Here is a 19,622-nt window from a genome sequence, read left to right on the forward strand (position 1 = left end):
GCGCGCTGGTGACCGGCGTGACGGACGCTCGCCGGGCCTCCCGTCCGAGGCCGCGTAGTGTCGCAGGCGTGGTGGTGAGCGCCGGACTGTTGCTGCACCGGACCGGTCCGACCGGGCCGGAGGTGTTCGTCGCGCACATGGGCGGGCCGTTCTGGCGGAGCCGACCGCGAGCCTGGTCGATCCCGAAGGGGCTCGTCGAACCAGGGGAGGACCCGCTCGCGACGGCGCTGCGCGAGTTCGGCGAGGAGATCGGCGTCCCCGCACCGGTGACCGCCGACGCGGTCGCGGACCTAGGCGAGTTCCGGCAGGCGTCCGGCAAACGCGTGCGGGTGTTCTCGGCCTCGGCGCCGGGGTTCGACGTCGCCGCGGTGCGGAGCAACACCGTCCGGCTCGAGCTGCCGCGCGGCTCGGGGCGGTTCGTCGACGTGCCGGAGGTGGACGACGGGCGGTGGGTGCCGGTCGACGAGGCACGGGAACTGCTCGTCGCCGGTCAGGTCGCTGCGCTGGACGCGCTGCTCGTGCTGCTCGCCGGGCCCGCTGCTGCCGGCTGAGGGGATCGCCCGTTCCGGGTGATCTCGATGTGGTGACGGGCCGAACACGCGCACGGGGCCGTGGATAACCTGGCCGGGCGTCGGGAGGGCCGACGCGACCACCAGGGGAGTACACATGCGGCGCTGGCGCGCGGTCACGGCGGGGCTCACCGCCCTCGCACTCGGAGCAGGACTCGCGATCGGCGGCGCGACGAGCGCCTCGGCGGAACCGGCGGGCAACTGGGGCACGTTCACGCTGAGCGGCGCGTCGAAGGCGTACACCGGCACGATGACGTTGCCCGGGTTCCCCGCCACGACGTTCACCTCGAACTCGTGGCAGTCGACGGTCATCAGCGGCGCGTCGACCTGGCAGTCGGCAGGGACACCGTCGGGCGCGGTCTACGGCACGAGTCGGGCGCAGACGTACATGAACCAGCGGCCGTTCGCCGACTCGCCCACCACGGCCGGCGCGTCGACCACCACCTACACGTTCGACGGCGCGACGCCCGGCGCACAGAGCTGGTCGTTCGTCCTGGGCGACATCGACGCCGACCAGGCCACGATCTCGGCCACGGTGGCCGGTGGGGGCGCGGCGACCGCGGAGCAGCTCGGCTACGAGGGGTCCTACAACTCGTGCTCGGCCGCACCGTCGCCGGGCGGCTGGTCGTGCACGCCCGACCCGGACGGCACGACCGGTCAGGACGAGCCGATCTGGGACGAAGCGACCCGCACCCTGACCGGCAACGCCGCCGCGTCGGACACCGCGGGTGCCTCCGCCTGGTTCACCCCGACCGTCTCGCTGACCAGCCTGACGATCACGTACCAACAGCGCAGCGGGTTCCCCGTCTACCAGACCTGGTTCGCCAACCGCACGGCGGCGATCAGCGGCACCGCGACGCTCGACGGCGCGGCGATCCCCGGCGCCACCGTCACCGTGACCGCGCCGCGCGGCACCGTGTACACGACGACGACCGACGCCGACGGCAACTACGTGTTCCCGCAGTTGCCGGTGATCGCGAACTACAGCGTCGAGGTCACCGCGCCGTCCGGAGCTGTCGGCTCATCCTCCGTGACCGGGGTCAACCTGGCGATCAGCGGCGACCGAGTCGGGACCGACCGGACCGCCGACTTCGCGTTCACGTCGCCGCCGGAGACCGTCGCGGTCATCGGGACGGTGACCGACGAGGACGACCACCCCGCGGCGAACGTGCCCGTCGTCATCGACGTCCCCGGGGGCGACCCGATCGAGACCACGACGAACAGCGACGGCGTGTACACCGCATCCGACCTGCCCGCGGACACCGCTGTGGAGGTCTCGGTGGCCGGCGAACCGCCCGTGTCGATCACCACGGGTGATGCCGGTGCCGCACCGGCCGAGCCCGAGCCGATCGTCGCCCCGCCCGCCGTGATCGCCACCGTGACCGGTGTCGTGTCGCTCGACGGGACACCCGTCCCAGCCGGCGTCGTCGTGGAACTCCTCGACGAGAACGGTGCCGTGGTCGGCTCGGACACCACCGACGCCGACGGCCGCTACGTCTTCGCCACGGTGACCGGCACCTACACGGTCCGCACGGTGGTCCCCGCTGCGGGTGCGACCGGCGACACCGCGAACACCGGCATCGAGGCGCTGGCCGGCACCAGCGTGCGGTCGGACCTGCCGTTCACGTCGGCCGCCGAGCCCGAGGTCGTCACGACCGACCAGCCCGGCACCGTGGTCGACACGAACGGTGACCCGATCGCCGACGTCGAGGTCGTCGCCACCCCGACCGAGGACGACGCCGGCGACGCCGTCACCGTCTCGACCGACGAGGACGGCGTCTTCGACCTGACCGGCCTCCAGCCGACGACCGAGTACGTGATCACCGTCGACGTCGACGGCGCCACCCCGGCGACCGTCGTCACGCCCGAGGACGGTGCTGCGACGCCGCTGGCCTTCGTGGTCGACGCCGCGGTCACCCCGGCGCCGTCGCCGTCGCCCAGTGCTCCGAGCACTTCGCCGACGGCGGTCCCGACCGTGCCCGCTGCCGGGGGCTCGGGCAACGCGCCGGCCGCTGGTTCGGGTGACGTCGGTGACGGTGGACCCCTCGCCTACACGGGCGCCGACCTGAAGCCGGGGCTCATCGCGGCCGGGGTGCTCGTGCTGCTCGGTGCGGCGCTCCTGACCTACCGCGCGGTGCGCAACCGTCGCCGGAGCCACCTGCAGGACTGATCGGTCACGACGAAGGGCGGGCCCGGCGCGATGCCGGCCCGCCCTTCATCGTCGGTGCGCGCCCCGAGGTTCCGAAATCTGCCCATCTCGGTGTCCCGAACGGCAGTTCGTGGAACCTCAACGCAACGCGAACGGCAGTTCGTGGAACCTCATCGCCGCGCGGACGGCATGTCGCCGCGGCCCCTCGCCACACGCCGCCGCCCTCCGCCGCGACGACGACACGCCCGGGTCTCGCCGCCGAGGTTCCACGACATGCCGCCGCCCCACCGCCGAGGTTCCACGGATGGCCGCCAGGACCGTCGAGATGCCGAGATTTTGGAACCTCGGCGCCGCACGGGCACGGGTACGCGCCCGACGACGACGCGCACGCGCCCGCCCCCGCGCCCGGGCTACTGCGTGCGGTGCGTGCGGTGCGACCCCGTGACCGTCGCCACCGAACCCGTCAGTGTCTGGATCGCCCGACCGACGACGGGCACCGACGTGGTGACCACCGCGAGCGAGGACGTGATCGCCTCGATCGACGACGTCGACAGGTGCTCCTGCCCGACCGAGTGCACCGGGAAGCCCCGACGCGCCAGGACGACGACCCCGAGCGACCCGAGCAGCACGGCGCCCCCGGCGAACGGCAGGTACTGCAGCCCGACGATCCCGAGCGCCTGCCCGCCGATGGCCGCGCCGCCGGCGATGCCGATGTTCGACGCACCGTTGATGAGCGCACCGGCGATGTCGGGGGAGACGCCCCCGGAGCGGATCGCCGCCGCCATGAAGAGCGTGCCGGTCGTGCCGTTGGCGGCCATCCACACGCCGGCGACGACCATCGTGCCGACGAGGGAGCCGTGCACGAACGGCATCGCGGCGAACGCGGCGGCCATCACGGCGACGGCGGCGATGAGGGTCTGCCGGGGAGCCCGGTCGACGAACATCCCCGCGAGCCAGAGGCCGATCACCCCGGTGCCGCCGAGCACGAGCAGCGCACCACTCACCATCGAGGCGTCGAGTCCGGCGTCGATCGCGTAGGGCCCGACGTAGGTGTAGACGACGTAGTGCCCGGCGAACAGGAGCAGGTCGGCGATCACGACGGACAGCAGGCCGGTGCGCGCCCAGGCCTTCGGGGACCCGATGTGCGGCGAGGACGCACCGCTGACGGCGGGCAGGAACAGCAGTGCCACGGCGGCGAGCACGGCGGCGGCGACACCGATCGAGAACACGGCGGGACGCCAGCCGATGTGCTGCGCGACCCAGGTGGCGACGGGCACGCCGAGCACGAAGCCGAGCGAGCTGCCCGAGTACACGAACGCGATCGCCCGACCGGCCAGGCGCGGCGGCACGATCCGGGTGGCGTACGCCGAGGCGACCGAGAAGAACAACGCGTGCGCGACGCCGCCGACCACTCGGCCGGCGCAGACGACGGCGAAGGACGGTGCGAACGCGATCATGAGGTTCGAGACCGTGTAGCCGACGAGCGTCGACACGAGCACGGCCTTGCGGGGGAGCTTCGCGGTGAAGGCGGTGAGCGGCAGCGCCAGGAGCGCCACGGCCCCGGCGTACACGGTGACGACGATGCCCATGGTGGCCTCGGAGACGCCGAGGTCGGCGCTCATCGTGCCGAGCAACCCGACGGGCATGAGCTCGGTGGTGATGGCGAAGAACGTGGCCAGCCCGAGCACGGCGATGCCGACGATGGACTGGGTGGTGACGGTGATCGGCCGCGTGTTCGTCGACACGGCCGAGGTGGTGGTGTTGGTGGACACGCTGCTGACCTCCTCCGGGGCACGGGCGAGCGCGCGACGGTGCCGTTCGGGGAACGACGGTGACCGGAGGGTCTGCGGGGCGCGCTCGCTGTGGATGTGGGTGATGTGGGTACGACTCCACGGCGAGTGCGCTCATCCAGTGTTGCACGATGGACCGCAGCCCGCGAGGGGGTCGGACGAGATTCTCGGAGCGCTCCAACACTCGGACCGACGAGGAGCGGCGCCCGCTCAGTTCTCGTTCGTCACCCGCCCCTGCACCCCGCCGCCGCGCAGCGCGATCGTCAGCGTCCCGCTCATCGACTGCGCCGACATCGACACCGAACCGTGCAGCGCCGCCTCGCGCGGGAAGCACGCCGTCGACGACTCGATCCGGTTCGCCGTCGCGACGAGGCAGATCGTCGACCGGTCGGTGCCGATCCCGGCCCACACGGCCCACGGCGTGTCGAACGAGCTGCCGTCGAGCGCCCGGTTCGTGAACACGAGCCGCGTGGAGTGCAGGCTCACCGGCGCCTCCACCGGCCCCGGCAGCTGGTCGGCGTAGGTCTGCGGCACGTCGAGCAGCTGCTCGAGCGTGACCGTGCCCGCCGTGGGCGTGACGCTCGGTGCCGCCGCCACGTCGCCACGCACGGGCCCGACGACGGTGCCGGCAGCGAACGCGACCCCGACCGCCGCCGCCGCGCCGAGCGCGACCCAGACGCGCGGCCGTTCCGTCCAGAGCAGCGTGCGCCACCCGGACCGTCGCTTCGGTTCGACCGGGAGGCCCGACTCGCCCCCGCCGTCACCACTCGCGTCGTCGACACGCTCGGGTTCCCGGGCGTCGGTCGCCGCCCACGGTCCGGCCGGCGTCCGCAGGGACGACTCCGGCTCGGCAGCAGCCGTCGGGCGCTCCGGAGCCGACCGCTCCGGCGAGCGCTCCGGCGCGGGCACGGGCGGTGGAGCCGACCGTTCGGGGGACGCGACCTGCGCGCTGGCGGGGGCCGTGCCTCCCGACCGCTCGCCCGACCCCGAGGCGGACGCGACACCCGCGACCGCCCGCCGACCACCGGACCGCCGCCCGCTCGCCAGGTCCTGCAGCGCGATCCGGGCGCGCGCCGCGTCGGCGGGGCTCGATCCCGCTCCCCAGGCGACGGCCTCGAGCCGTGCCCGTTCCGCTGCCACGTCGTCGTGGGCCATGCGCACTCCCGATCTGCCGGTCGCGTGGACTCCCTTCATCGTGGCACTGCGCGGACGGCGGCGCGCACCCAGAACGAGGGGAGTAGGCGTGACCCATGAGCACCGAACCCGAACCGCGGCACGACGCCGACCCGGAGACCCTCGAGCCGCTGAGCCACGACACCCAGTCGGGCGAGGCGGACTACGTCGCGACGAGCCCCGGCGGGACCGGCACGGAGCGCCACGTGCCGACCGCCGACGAGGAGCAAGGCCGCGGTACCGAGTACGACCCGGTCGACCAGGGACCGCAGCAGGAGGGCCAGGGCGGCTGACCGGATCCCGTCCGCGCTACCGGATCGCCCGGCGCAACACCGCGCGCTCACCTGCCGTCCACGCGGCGCTCGTCACGACGTACAGCGCGGCGGCGAGCGGCGCGATCGCGGCGAACACGACCGTGATGAACGGTGCGAACCGCCCGATCGCCGCGGTGGCGGCGGCACCGGGCACCTGCGCGCCCGGCTCCGACGTGGGCAGCGGGTTCCAGCGCAGGTTCGCCCGACGGCTGAGCTCCACCACGACGGCGAGCACGGCGAGCAACAGCACCACGACCCAGGCGTGCACCCAGAGCGGCGACGTCAGCGTGACGATCAGCGAGTGTCCGAGCGGGATGCCGACCAGGGTGGCCTCGAGCAGGGCGTTGGCCGTGCCGCCGATCGACGCGTGCGTGAACAGGGCGTAGACGAGGGACAGCACCGGAGCCTGCGCGAGGACGGGCAGGCAGCCGGCGAGGGGTGAGACCTTCTCGTTCGTGTAGAGCTGCTGGACAGCGCGCTGCAGCTGCTCGGCGTTCTTCCCGTGGCGCTTCCGCAGCGCGGCGAGCTGCGGCGCGAGCCGACGCCGGTCGCGCTCCGCCCGGACCTGCAGCACGGACAGCGGGACGAGCACGGCTCGGACGGCGAGGGTGAGCAGCACGACGGCGATCGCCGCGGCGAACGAGCCGGCGACGGGGGAGAGCGCCGCGGTCAGGGCGGCGACGAGGTCCGCGCCGCCGTGCAGCAGCGGGCCGACGAGGGGCAGGGTGGACAGGTCCATGACGGTTCCGATCGGTGGTGGTGCAGAGCAGGGGTCGCGACGGGCCCGGCCACCGATGGGTGGTCAGGCCGGGGCGACGACTCCCGGAGCACGCGATCGGACGTGCCCGTCGGCATCGGGGTGGCTCCACGCGATGCGCGTCACCAGGTCGGGGACCGCGTCGCGCTCGACGACCGTCGTGCCGAGTCCGAGCACCGCGGCGAGCACCGTGGCGAGCACCTGCGCGACGAGCACCGCCACGGCGACGGCCGTCAGACCGAGCGCGGCGACCGCCAGGAGCGGCAGGACACCGCCCGCGGGGTCGCCGACTGCTGGCGCACCGAGCACGAGCGCGGCGGCGGCGCGGAGGATCAGCAGGGCGACGGTCATGGTCGGTTCAGCGTAACGCCCGCGTGCCGCCACGGACAGGACGGGAGCACGGGAGAGGATCGGCGCATGACCGCAGGTTCGCCGAGCACCCCAGCGACCGTCGCGCTCGACCGAGCCGGGGTGTCGTACACGCCGCACGTGTACGACCACCACGAGAGCGCCACGAACTTCGGCGAAGAGGCCGCCGCCGCCCTGGGACTCCGCGAGGAGCAGGTCTTCAAGACCCTGGTGGTGTCGGTCGACGGCGCACTGGCGGTGGCGATCGTGCCGGTGGCGAACCGGCTCGACCTCAAGGCCATCGCCGCGGCCGTCGGCGGGAAGAAGGCGACGCTGGCCGATCCGGCCCTCGCCGAGAAGCGCACCGGGTACGTCGTCGGCGGGATCAGCCCGGTCGGCCAGAAGTCCCGGATCCGGACCGTCCTCGACGAGTCGGCGCTGGCGTACGACAGCATCTTCATCTCCGGTGGTCGCCGCGGGTTCGACATCGAGGTCGCGCCGGCCGACCTCGCGCGGGTCACCGACGCGGTCTCCGCTGCGATCGCGCGGACCTGAGTCGGGTCGCCGCAAGTTTCTCTCCGGACCGGGAATGACCCTGGTTCTCCTGCGTTGCATTGAGTCGAAGGCACTCAAGTTCCCAGGAGGTCCCTTTGCCAGAGACGTTCGGCCCGACCAGCGGCAGTGACTCGTTCGACGAGTTCCTCGCCCGACTCCTCGCGGCGCAGAACACCGGCGACCCGCAGCGCGTCCGTGCGTTCGGCCGACCGGTGGACATCACGCGGCTCCTCAGCCGCCGTACCCACGAGCTGCTCCAGCACACCGCCGAGTACGCGGTGTCGCAGGGACAGCGCGAGGTCGACGCACTGCACCTGCTGCACGTGCTCGTCCGCACCGAACCGTTCGACGCCGTCGTCCGTTCCGCCGGGGTCGACCCCGAGCGCCTCGCCGCCGAGATCGAGCAGCGCCTGCCGATGGCGCGCGAGCCGCAGGCCGAGCAGACCGGCCGCCCGGCCCTCACCGCCACGGCGCAGCGCATCCTCGTCGAGGCCACCCAGGCCGCGCGGGGCTTCGGCAGCACCTACACCGACCCCGAGCACGTCTTCTTCGCGCTCGTGACCGACCAGGAGACCGTCACCGGGCAGCTGCTCGCCAGCGCCGGTGTCACCCCGCAGGCCATGCAGGACTACGCCCAGCAGGCCGCGGCAGCAGCACGAGAGGGGCGCCCCATGCCCGGAACCGACACCGCACCCGGCACGACCGAGACCGACAGCGACACCCCGACCCTCGACCAGTTCGGCACCGACCTCACCGCGCGGGCCCGTGACGGCCGCATCGACCCGGTGATCGGTCGTGCCGACGAGATCGAACAGGCGGTCGAGATCCTGCTCCGCCGCACCAAGAACAACCCCGTCCTGATCGGCGAGCCCGGCGTCGGCAAGACCGCCATCGTCGAGGGACTCGCGCAGCGCATCGTCGACGGCGACGTCCCGTCCCTGCTGCAGGACAAGCGGGTCGTCGCACTCGACCTGCCCGGCATGCTCGCCGGCACGCGGTACCGCGGCGACTTCGAGGAGCGCCTGACGAAGGCCATGGACGAGATCGCGGCGCACGCCGACGAGCTCATCGTCTTCGTCGACGAGCTGCACACCGTCGTCGGCGCCGGTGGCGGCGGTGAGGGCGGCTCGATGGACGCCGGCAACATCCTCAAGCCCCGGCTCGCCCGCGGCGACCTGCACCTGGTCGGCGCGACCACCCTGAACGAGTACCGCCGGATCGAGAAGGACGCCGCACTCGAGCGTCGCTTCCAGCCGGTCACGGTCGGGGAGCCGAGTGTCGAGGACGCCGTCGCGATCCTGACCGGCCTCGCACCCCGGTACGAGGAGCACCACGGCGTCGTCTACACGCCGGAGTCGCTCCGCGCCGCCGTCGAGCTCTCACACCGCTACGTCACGGACCGGCACCTGCCGGACAAGGCCATCGACCTCATCGACCAGGCCGGCGCCCGTCGCCGGCTCGCCCGCTCGGGTGACGTCGACGTCGAGGCCCTACGCGACCAGGTCGCCGAGCTGCTCGCCGAGAAGGACCGCGCGGTCGCCGAGGAACGGTACGAAGAGGCGTCGCGCCTGCGCGACGAGACGGTCGGACTGGAGGCCCGGATCACCGCCGCCACGTCGGCGGACGCTGGGCGCGCCTCCCGTCCGGAATCAGTGGGCAACTCGATCACGGAACGCGACATCGCGGGCGTGGTGTCGCGTGCCACCGGCATCCCGGCGACGCGCCTGACCCAGGGCGACCGTTCACGGCTCGCCGTGCTCGAGCAGGAGCTGCACGAGCGCGTCGTCGGCCAGGACGACGCCGTCGCGGCGATCGCGAAGGCCGTCCGGCGCAGCCGCACCGGCATGGGCGACCAACGCCGACCGGTCGGCAGCTTCCTGTTCCTCGGCCCGACCGGCGTCGGCAAGACCGAGCTGGCGAAGGCCCTCGCGTCGTCGCTGTTCGGTGACGAGTCCGCCATGCTCCGCTTCGACATGAGCGAGTTCGGCGAACGCCACACCGTCTCGCGCCTGGTCGGTGCGCCTCCCGGGTACGTCGGGTACGACGAGGCCGGACAGCTCACCGAGCGTGTGCGCCGCAACCCGTACTCGGTGATCCTGCTCGACGAGGTCGAGAAGGCCCACCCCGACGTGTTCAACCTGCTGCTGCAGGTGCTGGACGACGGTCGACTGACCGACGGCCAGGGGCGCACGGTGGACTTCCGGAACACCGTCGTCATCATGACGTCGAACATCGGCTCGGAGTTCCTGGCCTCGCGGTCGGGCGCCCTCGGGTTCGCGCCGGTCGGCACGACCGACGGCTACGCCGAGGATGACCTCCGTGCCCGTGTGATGGGCAAGCTGCGCGAGGCGATGCGGCCGGAGTTCATCAACCGCATCGACGAGATCGTGCTCTTCCGCAAGCTCGACCGGTCGCAGATCGCGTCGATCGTGGCGCTGCTGCTGCAGGACACGGCGCTGCGGCTCGTCGCGCAGGACATGGTGCTCTCCGTGTCGGACGCCGCGGTCGACTGGCTCGCCGAGCACGGGTACGAACCCGAGTACGGCGCCCGTCCGCTCCGCCGGCTCATCCAGCGCGAGGTCGACGACCGCATCGCGACGCTCGTGGTCGACGGTGGCGCGACCGCCGGGGACACCGTGCGGATCGACGTCGTGGACGACGTGCTGACGGCGGCCGTGGTGGAACCCGCCGCGCTGTAGCAGCCGTCCGACCACGAGGGCCCGGTACCGGTTCGGTGCCGGGCCTTCGGCGTGCGCGGACCGCCGCCATGCGCGCCGCCGCCGCGCACCGTGCGTGCTCCGTCACACGGTGCGAGGTTGCCCGCTCCGTGCGTGCCTGCGATCCCGCACCGAGCGCGCAGGCTGCCACCGGTCCGCTGACGACGCACGGTGCAGCCGGGAGGCCCTGCTCCGGTGCACGACGGGAACTCGGCACGCAGCCTGCTCGTCGACACGAGTACACCAACCTCGCACCGTGATCATCCTGTTCGGGAATGCAATTCCGGATCTTTTCCGGAAAAGGGGTTGCGCTCTGAATTGCGGTGCCGATAGTGTTCACTCGTCGCGAACGGTCGAACATTCGACCCGGACGAATCCGCCAGCTCGAGACCGAAAGGGGGCCGACCATGATGATCACAACGACCACTCCGTTCCGTGGAATCCGTGGACGCGTCGGTACCCCGTTCCGCGTCCGCTGACCCGGAGCGTCCCACTCTCCTGACATCTGTGCCTCCGGGCGCCGTGCGCTGAGCCGATCAGGCTTGTGCAGCACCGGTTCGTTCGTCCGACGAACGGCTCGACGGCACGTTGGTGCGTCCCGTCCGATCTGTACGGACGACGCCGGAAGAATGTCGGTGGGCAGTGCGACGCTCTCGGGGTCGACGTGCATTCCGCGATCGTTGTCCGAACATTTCCGGACCATCCCGGAGTGCATTCCCACGCATTCAATTCTCGCTGCCCGCGATCCGGGCGGTTTCGTCATGCCCGACACCCGGGCAGCTCTGCCATGCCCTGAAGGGGATCACCGTGTCCACGAAGACCACCACCCGTCCACCCGATACCCGCGCGGTGCGCCGCCGGGTCTCACTCGCCGACCGCATCGCACTCCGGGTCGGGATGTCGCTCATCATCTGGAGCCGACGCACCCGCAAGGAGCGGCCCGAGGTCGACCTCGCCACGCTGGCCCGCACGGAGCGCGAACGCCAGCAGCGCGAGGCCGACTGGATCACCCAGGGCGCCGCCATGCGGATGTGGCGCTGACCCGCGGCGCCGCGTCGCCGTCGCTGCCGTCAGCGTCAAGCACGCACGGTGCGTCATTCCGGAGCCCGTGCGGCCGGAACGGCTCGGTGCGAGGAAACAACCTCGCACCGAGCCGCCCTCGGTGAACCGTCCGACGGAACCCGCACCGTGCAGCGGACGGTCGGCCCCGCACGAGGCGACATCCCTCGCACCGTGCGGGGCGTCCGGACGCACCCCGGGCCTCCCGTACCGTTGATGGGTGACCGAAACCGCAGCTGCACTCGTCGAACGCCTGACCGCCGTCGTCCCGGACTTCCCGAAGCCGGGGGTGCTGTTCCGTGACGTGACGCCGGTGTTCTCGGACGCCGTGGCGTTCGGCCGCGTGTGCGAGGCACTCGCCGCGCCGTTCGCGGTCGGCGCCGGGTTCGACGCCGTCGCCGGCATCGAGGCCCGTGGCTTCGCCCTCGCCGGTGGCATCGCCGCCCAGCACCAGGTGGGCGTGCTCACCGTGCGCAAGGCCGGCAAGCTGCCGGGCGAGGTCCTCAGCGAGCAGTACGCGCTCGAGTACGGCGAGGCCGAGCTGGAGCTGCGTCCCGGCCAACTGCCGGCCGGCACGCGGGTGCTCGTCGTCGACGACGTCCTGGCCACCGGCGGGACCGGCGCTGCGACCATCACGCTGCTCGAGCGTGCCGGGTACGAGGCCATCGGTTTCGCCGCGCTGCTCGAGCTCGACGGGCTGAACGGACGCGAGCGGCTCGAGCCCCGACTGCCCGTCACCACGCTCGGCGCCGTGCCCGCCTGACCGCCGCGCGCGCACTAGTCTTGACGCACCATTTCGATCGAGGAGTCCCATCATCGTGACCGAGTCAGTCGCACCCGCGCCCGCAGAGCTTCCCCAGGCACCCGAGCCCCGGACCGCGACGACCACCACGACGGGCACCGAGCTCTTCGACGGTGAGCGCGGCGTCGTCGCGATCCGTGTCGACGGTGTCCTGAAGGACCTCGCTGCCGACGTCCAGGCCGGCGAGACCGCCGAGGCCGTCACCCTGCAGGAGCAGGACGGACTCGACATCCTCCGTCACTCGGCCGCGCATGTGCTGGCGCAGGCCGTCCAGCAGATCAACCCCGACGCCAAGCTCGGCATCGGGCCGCCCGTCACCGACGGCTTCTACTACGACTTCGACGTCGCCGAGCCCTTCACCCCCGAGGACCTCAAGGCCATCGAGAAGGGCATGGACCGCATCGTCAAGCAGGCCCAGCGCTTCCGCCGCGTGGTCGTCACCGACGAGCAGGCGCGCGAACTGATGGCGGGGGAGCCGTACAAGCAGGAACTCATCGGGCTCAAGGGCGCGGCGACGGACGGCGACTCCGGCGAGAGCGTCGAGGTCGGCGCCGGCGAGCTCACCGTGTACGAGAACGTCGACCCGAAGTCGGGCGAGGTCGTCTGGCAGGACCTCTGCCGCGGTCCGCACGTGCCGCACACCCGGTGGATCGGCAACGCCGCGAAGCTCATGCGCGTCGCCGCCGCGTACTGGCGCGGCTCGGAGAAGAACCCGCAGCTGCAGCGCATCTACGGCACCGCGTGGCCCGACAAGGACCAGCTCAAGGCGTACCTCGTCCGCCTCGAGGAAGCCGCGAAGCGCGACCACCGCAAGCTCGGTGCCGAGCTCGACCTCTTCTCGTTCCCCGACGAGATCGGTTCCGGCCTGGCGATCTTCCACCCCAAGGGCGGCATCATCCGCCGCGAGATGGAGGACTACTCGCGTCGCCGGCACGAGGAGAACGGCTACTCATTCGTCTACACGCCGCACATCACCAAGGGCGACCTGTTCGAGACCTCCGGGCACCTCGGCTGGTACAAGGACGGCATGTTCCCGGCCATGCACATGGACGAGGCCAAGGACGAGGACGGCAACGTCACGCGGCAGGGTGCCGACTACTACCTCAAGCCGATGAACTGCCCGATGCACATCCTGGCGTACCGGTCGCAACCGCGCTCCTACCGCGACCTGCCGTTGCGCATGTTCGAGTTCGGCACGGTCTACCGCAACGAGAAGTCCGGCGTCATCCACGGCCTCACTCGCGTGCGCGGCATGACCCAGGACGACGCCCACATCTTCACCACGCAGGAGAAGATGAAGGAGGAGCTGACCACGACCCTCGAGTTCGTGCTCTCGCTGCTGCGCGACTACGGCCTCGACGACTTCTACCTCGAGCTCTCCACGAAGGACCCGGAGAAGTACGTCGGCGACGACGAGGTCTGGGACGTCGCCACGAACACCCTGCGCGAGGTCGCCGAGGAATCCGGCCTGGAACTCGTGCCCGACCCCGCCGGCGCCGCGTTCTACGGCCCGAAGATCTCGGTGCAGGCGCGTGACGCCATCGGCCGCACGTGGCAGATGTCGACCGTGCAGCTCGACTTCAACCTGCCCGAGCGCTTCGGCATCGACTACACCGCGGCCGACGGCTCCCGTCAGCGCCCGGTGATGATCCACCGCGCGCTGTTCGGCTCGATCGAGCGGTTCTTCGGCGTGCTGACCGAGCACTACGCGGGCGCCTTCCCGGCCTGGCTCTCCCCGGTGCAGGTCGTCGGCATCCCCGTCGCTGCCGAGTACGGCGACTACCTCGACGAGGTCGTCGCGAAGCTCCGCTCGCACGGCGTCCGCGCCGAGGTCGACCACTCGGACGACCGCATGCAGAAGAAGATCCGCACGCACACCAAGGCGAAGGTGCCGTTCCAGCTCATCGCGGGCGGCGACGACCGCGACGCTGGGGCGGTGTCGTTCCGCTTCCGCGACGGACGGCAGGACAACGCCGTGCCCGTGGACGAGGCGGTCGACCGCATCCTGACGGCGATCCGCGAGCGCGCGCAGGTCTGATGACGGACGAGCAGGACCCGCTGGTCATCCGGGACGCCGCCACCGGAGCGGCCGTCCCGGATGCCTTCCAGCGCCTGTGGAACCCGCACCGGATGGCGTACATCGACGCCGGGCGCGAGGGCACGGGTCGCGGGCACGCCGACGACTGCCCGTTCTGCGAGGCACCGCGGAAGTCCGACGAGGACGCCCTCATCGTCGCGCGGGGCGAGCACGCCTACGTGCTGCTCAACCTGTTCCCCTACAACAACGGACACCTGCTCGTCTGCCCGTACCGCCACGTGCCGCTCTACGACGAGGCCACACCGGACGAGCTCCGCGAGATGGGCGAACTCACCCAGACCGCGATGCGGGTCCTGCGTGCCGTGTCGCACTGCGACGGCTTCAACATCGGCATGAACCAGGGCGAGGTCGCGGGGGCCGGCATCGCCGCGCACCTGCACCAGCACATCGTGCCGCGGTGGCAGTCCGACGCGAACTTCTTCCCGATCATCGCGCGGACGAAGTCGATGTCCCAGATGCTCGGGGACACCCGCCGACTGGTCGCCGAGGGCTGGCCGGCAGCGGACTAGACTGATCGGCATCATGAGCGACAGCACCAGCACCTCCGGCACCCCTGGCACCTCGATCACCGGCTCCGACCGCGTCAAGCGCGGCCTCGCCGAGATGCTCAAGGGCGGCGTCATCATGGACGTCGTCGACGCCGAGCAGGCCCGCATCGCGGAAGAAGCCGGCGCGACCGCGGTCATGGCCCTCGAGCGCGTCCCCGCCGACATCCGCGCACAGGGCGGCGTCGCCCGCATGTCCGACCCGTCGATGATCGAGGAGATCATCGCCGCCGTGTCGATCCCCGTCATGGCGAAGGCCCGCATCGGCCACTTCGTCGAGGCGCAGGTGCTGCAGGAGCTCGGCGTCGACTACATCGACGAGTCCGAGGTGCTCTCGCCCGCCGACTACGTCAACCACATCGACAAGTGGAACTTCACCACGCCGTTCGTCTGCGGTGCCACCGAGCTGGGCGAGGCGCTCCGTCGCATCACCGAGGGCGCTGCGATGATCCGTTCCAAGGGCGAGGCGGGCACGGGTGACGTGTCCGAGGCCACGAAGCACATCCGCACGATCAACAAGGAGATCGCGGCGCTGCGCCACCTCAAGGAAGACGAGCTCTACGTCGCCGCCAAGGAACTGCAGGCGCCGTTCGAGATCGTGCGCGAGGTCGCCCGCACCGGCAAGCTCCCCGTCGTGCTCTTCACCGCCGGCGGCGTCGCTACCCCGGCCGACGCCGCGATGATGATGCAGCTCGGCGCGGACGGCGTGTTCGTCGGCTCCGGCATCTTCAAGTCCGGCGACCCGGCGAAGCGTGCCGCGGCGATCGTCAAGGCCGTGACGTTCCACGACGACCCCAAGGTCATCGCCGAGGTCTCGCGTGGCCTGGGTGAGGCGATGGTCGGCATCAACGTCGCCGACGTCCCCGCACCGCACCGCCTCGCCGAGCGTGGCTGGTAGCACGACGGGCGGCGCTCGGCCCCGCATCGGGGTCCTGGCACTGCAGGGTGACTTCCGCGAACACATCGCCTCGTTGACGGAACTCGGCGCCGACGTCGTGCCGCTCCGTCGACCCGAGGAGATCGCGGCCCTCGACGGCGTCGTGATCCCCGGCGGCGAATCGAGCGCGATGGACAAGCTGTCCCGGGCGTTCGGCGTCGCCGAGCCCCTCGCCGAGGCGATCCGTGGGGGCCTGCCGACGTACGGGACCTGTGCCGGCATGATCATGCTGTCGTCACGGATCACCGACGGCATCAGCGGGCAGCAGACCCTCGACGTGCTCGACACCACGGTGCGACGGAACGCGTTCGGCAGCCAGAACGACTCGTTCGAGGTCGACGTCCCGATGCCCGAACTCGGCGACGCCCCGGTGCACGCGGTCTTCATCCGTGCCCCCGTCGTCGAGCAGCACGGACCCGGCGTCCAGGTCCTCGGCGCGTTGGCGGACGGGCAGGTCGTCGCGGTGCAGCAGGGCAACGTGCTCGCGAGTGCGTTCCACCCCGAGGTCGCCGGCGAGGACCGGTTCCACCGCCGCTTCCTCGCCATGGTGCGCAGCGCCTGACGTGAGCCGCGCGCCCTGGGCCCGGCCGCCTGCGCGCCCGCACCGGCGGGGCGGGGCGGCGCCGGGCCTCCCGGCTGGGTAAACTGACCCCGACTTTCCGCAAGACGCAAGGAGAACCGTGTCCGGGCATTCCAAGTGGGCGACGACCAAGCACAAGAAGGCCGTCATCGACGGCCGCCGTGCCAAGTCGTTCGCCAAGCTCATCAAGAACATCGAGGTCGCCGCGAAGATGGGCGGCGCCGACCTGTCGGGCAACCCGACGCTGGTCGACGCGATCCAGAAGGCCAAGAAGACCTCGGTCCCGAACGACAACATCGACCGTGCCGTCAAGCGCGGTGCCGGCCTGACCGGTGAGTCGATCGAGTACACGACGATCATGTACGAGGGCTACGCCCCGAACGGCGTCGCGATGCTGATCGAGTGCCTCACCGACAACAAGAACCGCGCAGCGGCCGAGGTCCGGACGGCGATGTCCCGCAACGGTGGCACCATGGCCGACCCGGGCAGCGTCGCCTACAACTTCTCGCGCAAGGGCGTCATCTCGGTCACGAAGGTCGACGGCCTCGACGAGGACACCGTCATGACCGCCGTGCTCGACGCCGGTGTCGAGGACGTCATCGACCAGGGCGGCGGCTTCGAGATCATCACCGAGGCGAGCGACCTCGTCGCGGCCCGCACCGCGCTGCAGGACGCCGGCATCGACTACGACTCGGCCGACGCCGAGTTCGTGCCCGGCCTCAAGGTGCCGGTCGACGCCGAGACCGCCCGCAAGGTCTTCCGCCTGATCGACGCGCTCGAGGACAGCGACGACGTGCAGAACGTCTACGCGAACTTCGAGGTGCCGGCGGACGTCCAGGCCGAGCTCGACGAGGACGAGGGCGAGTAAGCGTGCTCCGTGTGCTCGGGGTGGACCCCGGGCTCACCCGGTGCGGCGTCGGCGTCGTCGAGGTCGCACCGAACCGGCGCGCACGGCTCGTCCACGTGACGGTCGTGCGCACCCCGGCGGACATGCCGCTCGAACAGCGGCTGCTCCGCATCGCCGACGGCATCGCCGCCGAGATCGACGAGCACCACCCGGACGCCGTCGCCGTGGAGCGCGTGTTCGCCCAGGCGAACGTCCGCACCGTGATGGGGACCGCCCAGGCGGCCGGTCTGGCCCTGCACGCCGCCGCGGCGCGCGGACTGCCGGTCGGCCTGCACACCCCGTCCGAGGTCAAGGCGGCCGTCACCGGCTACGGCAACGCCGACAAGCGCCAGGTGCAGACCATGATCGCGCGCGTGCTCGGTCTGGACGAGGCCCCGAAGCCGGCCGACGCCGCCGATGCGCTCGCGCTGGCCGTGTGCCATGCCTGGAGGCTCGGATCACCTGACGTCGCCGGCGAGCGTGCCACGAACCTCACCCCGGCACAGCGTGCCTGGCGCGATGCACAGGGCGGCACCGTCGACTCCCCGCTCGCCCGTGCGGCCGCTGCCGCGGCACGACCGCGTGGCTCGTCGGCCGCGTCGGTGGGCAGCCGTAGGCTCGGGGCATGATCGCGAGTCTCCGGGGTACCTGCATCGACATCGCCGGTTCCGCCGTGGTGATCGAGGCCGGGGGAGTCGGGTACGCCGTCACCGTGACCCCGGCCCACGCGCTGACGATGCGCCACGGGGCCGAGGTGTTCGTCCGCACGGCGATGATCGTGCGCGAGGACGAGCACCTGCTCTTCGGCTTCGAGTCGACCGACGCCCTCCAGGTCTTCGACCTGCTGCGCAGCGTCACGGGCGTCGGGCCGAAGTCCGCGATGGGCGTCCTCGCCCACATGGACCCGTCGCAGGTCGCCAACGCCGTCGCGAAGGACGACGACGGCGCCTTCCGCAAGGTCTCCGGCATCGGCCCGAAGACCGCGAAGCTCATCATCCTCGCGCTCACCGGCAAGCTCGCCGCGTTCGAGCAGGCCGCCGTCGTCACCGCCGGTCGGGGCACCGCCGCGCACCCGGCAGCCATCGACGTCGTCTCCGCACTGATCGGCCTCGGCTGGCGCGAGGACGCCGCACAGACCGCCGTCGACGAGACCGTCGCGAACGAGCCCGGGGCCGCGGCCATGGGCACGCAGGCGCTGCTCCGCGCCGCGCTCGGTGCGCTCCGGCCCGCCGGTGCCGGTCGATGAGCGGCATCACGTCAGCCGGAGCCGAGTCGCAGGAGGAACTCGCCTTCGAGGGAGCCCTCCGTCCGCGGTCGCTCGACGAGTTCGTCGGGCAGCGCAAGGTGCGCGGGCAGCTCGACCTGCTGCTCAAGGCCGCCGGCATGCAGGACCGCACCCCGGACCACATCCTGATGGCGGGTCCTCCCGGCCTCGGCAAGACCACACTCGCGATGATCGTCGCGCACGAGACCGGTCGTCCCCTGCGGATGTCGAGCGGGCCCGCGATCCAGCACGCCGGCGACCTCGCGGCCGTGCTGTCCTCTCTCGTGCCGGGCGAGGTCCTGTTCATCGACGAGATCCACCGGATGGCGCGCTCGGCAGAGGAGATGCTCTACCTGGCGATGGAGGACTTCCGGATCGACGTCATGGTCGGCAAGGGCGCCGGCGCGACGAGCATCCCGCTCGACCTCGCACCGTTCACCCTGGTCGGCGCCACCACCCGCGCCGGCCTGCTGCCGAACCCGCTCCGTGACCGCTTCGGCTTCACGGCACACCTCGAGTTCTACGAGAAGGACGAGCTCGAGCAGGTCCTGATCCGCGCCGCCCACCTGCTCGAACTCGACATCGACCGGTCCGCGCTGCGCGAGATCGCCGGGCGCTCCCGCGGCACCCCGCGCATCGCGAACCGGCTGCTCCGCCGGGTCCGTGACTACGCCCTCGTGCACCGCACCACGGACGGCATGGCTGCCGTCCAGGGCGCGCTCGACCTCTACGACGTCGACGAGCTCGGGCTCGACCGCCTCGACCGCGCCGTGGTCGAGATCATGCTGACCCGCTTCGACGGCGGACCGGTGGGACTGAACACCCTCGCGGTGTCGGTCGGCGAAGAGTCCGAGACCATCGAGTCGGTCGTCGAACCCTTCCTCGTCCGGGTCGGTCTGGTCACGCGCACCCCGCGCGGCCGCATCGCGACGCCGGTCGCGTGGCGGCACCTCGGCCTCACGCCGGGGCAGGGCGTCGGACCGCTCCCGGGCCTGTTCGACGACGCAGACACCACCGACTAGCGGCCGATCGGTCGGGTGACATGCCACGCACAGTGGCGTGCCCTAGACTGCTACGGC

At 71.8% G+C, this 19,622-nt stretch carries 19 protein-coding genes; 15 read left to right on the forward strand and 4 right to left on the reverse strand.

The genetic code is table 11. The features are described from left to right. The first annotated feature begins 74 nt into the window (after positions 1-74). Together ACVKXF_RS08895 and ACVKXF_RS08900 are read left to right on the forward strand one after the other, a co-directional pair. Positions 75-551, forward strand: coding sequence for an NUDIX domain-containing protein (locus ACVKXF_RS08895; protein ID WP_456795506.1), 477 nt, complete (start codon positions 75-77; stop codon positions 549-551). Positions 552-666: 115 nt separating this feature from the next. Further along, complete coding sequence (locus ACVKXF_RS08900) at positions 667-2,739, forward strand: carboxypeptidase regulatory-like domain-containing protein (protein WP_456795507.1); 2,073 nt, start codon at positions 667-669, stop codon at positions 2,737-2,739. Positions 2,740-3,128: 389 nt separating this feature from the next. Here the strand turns inward: ACVKXF_RS08900 and ACVKXF_RS08905 are convergent, their stop codons facing one another. Both ACVKXF_RS08905 and ACVKXF_RS08910 read right to left on the reverse strand, forming a co-directional pair. Then, entirely contained in the window at positions 3,129-4,490 is a 1,362-nt protein-coding gene (locus ACVKXF_RS08905) for an MFS transporter (RefSeq protein WP_123312647.1), read from the reverse strand. Positions 4,491-4,718: 228 nt separating this feature from the next. Beyond that, positions 4,719-5,663: a hypothetical protein gene (locus ACVKXF_RS08910; RefSeq protein WP_456795508.1), complete on the reverse strand. Its 945-nt coding sequence runs from the start codon at positions 5,661-5,663 to the stop codon at positions 4,719-4,721. A 95-nt stretch (positions 5,664-5,758) separates the two neighbouring features. On the opposite strand from ACVKXF_RS08910, the gene ACVKXF_RS08915 reads away from it, so the two are divergent. Then, complete coding sequence (locus ACVKXF_RS08915; protein ID WP_111084054.1) at positions 5,759-5,974, forward strand: hypothetical protein; 216 nt, start codon at positions 5,759-5,761, stop codon at positions 5,972-5,974. A 16-nt stretch (positions 5,975-5,990) separates the two neighbouring features. Here the strand turns inward: ACVKXF_RS08915 and ACVKXF_RS08920 are convergent, their stop codons facing one another. Beyond that, on the reverse strand, positions 5,991-6,734 hold the full coding sequence (locus ACVKXF_RS08920) for a YidC/Oxa1 family membrane protein insertase (protein ID WP_456795509.1): 744 nt from the start codon (positions 6,732-6,734) through the stop codon (positions 5,991-5,993). A 63-nt stretch (positions 6,735-6,797) separates the two neighbouring features. After that, entirely contained in the window at positions 6,798-7,103 is a 306-nt protein-coding gene (locus tag ACVKXF_RS08925) for a DUF6412 domain-containing protein (protein WP_456795510.1), read from the reverse strand. A 66-nt stretch (positions 7,104-7,169) separates the two neighbouring features. Here ACVKXF_RS08925 and ybaK point away from each other — a divergent pair, with 66 nt between their 5' ends. The 12 genes from ybaK to ruvB all read left to right on the forward strand — a co-directional run bounded on the left by ybaK (position 7,170) and on the right by ruvB (position 19,565). Then, positions 7,170-7,655: a Cys-tRNA(Pro) deacylase gene (gene ybaK, locus ACVKXF_RS08930; protein ID WP_456795511.1), complete on the forward strand. Its 486-nt coding sequence runs from the start codon at positions 7,170-7,172 to the stop codon at positions 7,653-7,655. A gap of 95 nt (positions 7,656-7,750) precedes the next feature. Then, the gene (locus ACVKXF_RS08935) at positions 7,751-10,354 is read left to right on the forward strand and encodes an ATP-dependent Clp protease ATP-binding subunit (protein WP_456795512.1); all 2,604 of its coding nucleotides are present in this window, start codon (positions 7,751-7,753) and stop codon (positions 10,352-10,354) included. Between the two features lie 825 nt (positions 10,355-11,179). Beyond that, on the forward strand, positions 11,180-11,413 hold the full coding sequence (locus tag ACVKXF_RS08940) for a hypothetical protein (RefSeq protein WP_148061754.1): 234 nt from the start codon (positions 11,180-11,182) through the stop codon (positions 11,411-11,413). A gap of 238 nt (positions 11,414-11,651) precedes the next feature. Next, positions 11,652-12,194 (forward strand): adenine phosphoribosyltransferase, encoded by a 543-nt coding sequence (locus ACVKXF_RS08945; protein WP_456795513.1) that lies wholly within the window; start codon positions 11,652-11,654, stop codon positions 12,192-12,194. Between the two features lie 55 nt (positions 12,195-12,249). Continuing rightward, entirely contained in the window at positions 12,250-14,271 is a 2,022-nt protein-coding gene (gene thrS, locus ACVKXF_RS08950; protein WP_396288401.1) for a threonine--tRNA ligase, read from the forward strand. Further along, on the forward strand, positions 14,271-14,840 hold the full coding sequence (locus ACVKXF_RS08955; RefSeq protein WP_123671781.1) for an HIT family protein: 570 nt from the start codon (positions 14,271-14,273) through the stop codon (positions 14,838-14,840). Before thrS ends, ACVKXF_RS08955 begins: the two co-directional genes overlap by 1 nt. Positions 14,841-14,853: 13 nt before the next feature. Continuing rightward, on the forward strand, positions 14,854-15,774 hold the full coding sequence (gene pdxS / locus ACVKXF_RS08960; RefSeq protein WP_111084046.1) for a pyridoxal 5'-phosphate synthase lyase subunit PdxS: 921 nt from the start codon (positions 14,854-14,856) through the stop codon (positions 15,772-15,774). Further along, complete coding sequence (gene pdxT, locus ACVKXF_RS08965) at positions 15,764-16,375, forward strand: pyridoxal 5'-phosphate synthase glutaminase subunit PdxT (RefSeq protein ID WP_456795514.1); 612 nt, start codon at positions 15,764-15,766, stop codon at positions 16,373-16,375. Before pdxS ends, pdxT begins: the two co-directional genes overlap by 11 nt. A gap of 118 nt (positions 16,376-16,493) precedes the next feature. Further along, a complete protein-coding gene (locus ACVKXF_RS08970) occupies positions 16,494-17,261 on the forward strand; it encodes a YebC/PmpR family DNA-binding transcriptional regulator (protein ID WP_123312636.1) in 768 nt (255 codons plus the stop codon). A gap of 2 nt (positions 17,262-17,263) precedes the next feature. Beyond that, positions 17,264-17,908, forward strand: a complete 645-nt coding sequence (gene ruvC / locus ACVKXF_RS08975; protein WP_123312635.1) for a crossover junction endodeoxyribonuclease RuvC — start codon at positions 17,264-17,266, stop codon at positions 17,906-17,908. Further along, positions 17,905-18,525 (forward strand): Holliday junction branch migration protein RuvA, encoded by a 621-nt coding sequence (ruvA, locus tag ACVKXF_RS08980; protein ID WP_456795515.1) that lies wholly within the window; start codon positions 17,905-17,907, stop codon positions 18,523-18,525. Before ruvC ends, ruvA begins: the two co-directional genes overlap by 4 nt. Further along, positions 18,522-19,565 (forward strand): Holliday junction branch migration DNA helicase RuvB, encoded by a 1,044-nt coding sequence (ruvB, locus tag ACVKXF_RS08985; RefSeq protein WP_123312633.1) that lies wholly within the window; start codon positions 18,522-18,524, stop codon positions 19,563-19,565. Before ruvA ends, ruvB begins: the two co-directional genes overlap by 4 nt. Positions 19,566-19,622 lie beyond the last annotated feature (57 nt).

Source organism: Curtobacterium sp. PvP017, from assembly GCF_054060195.1.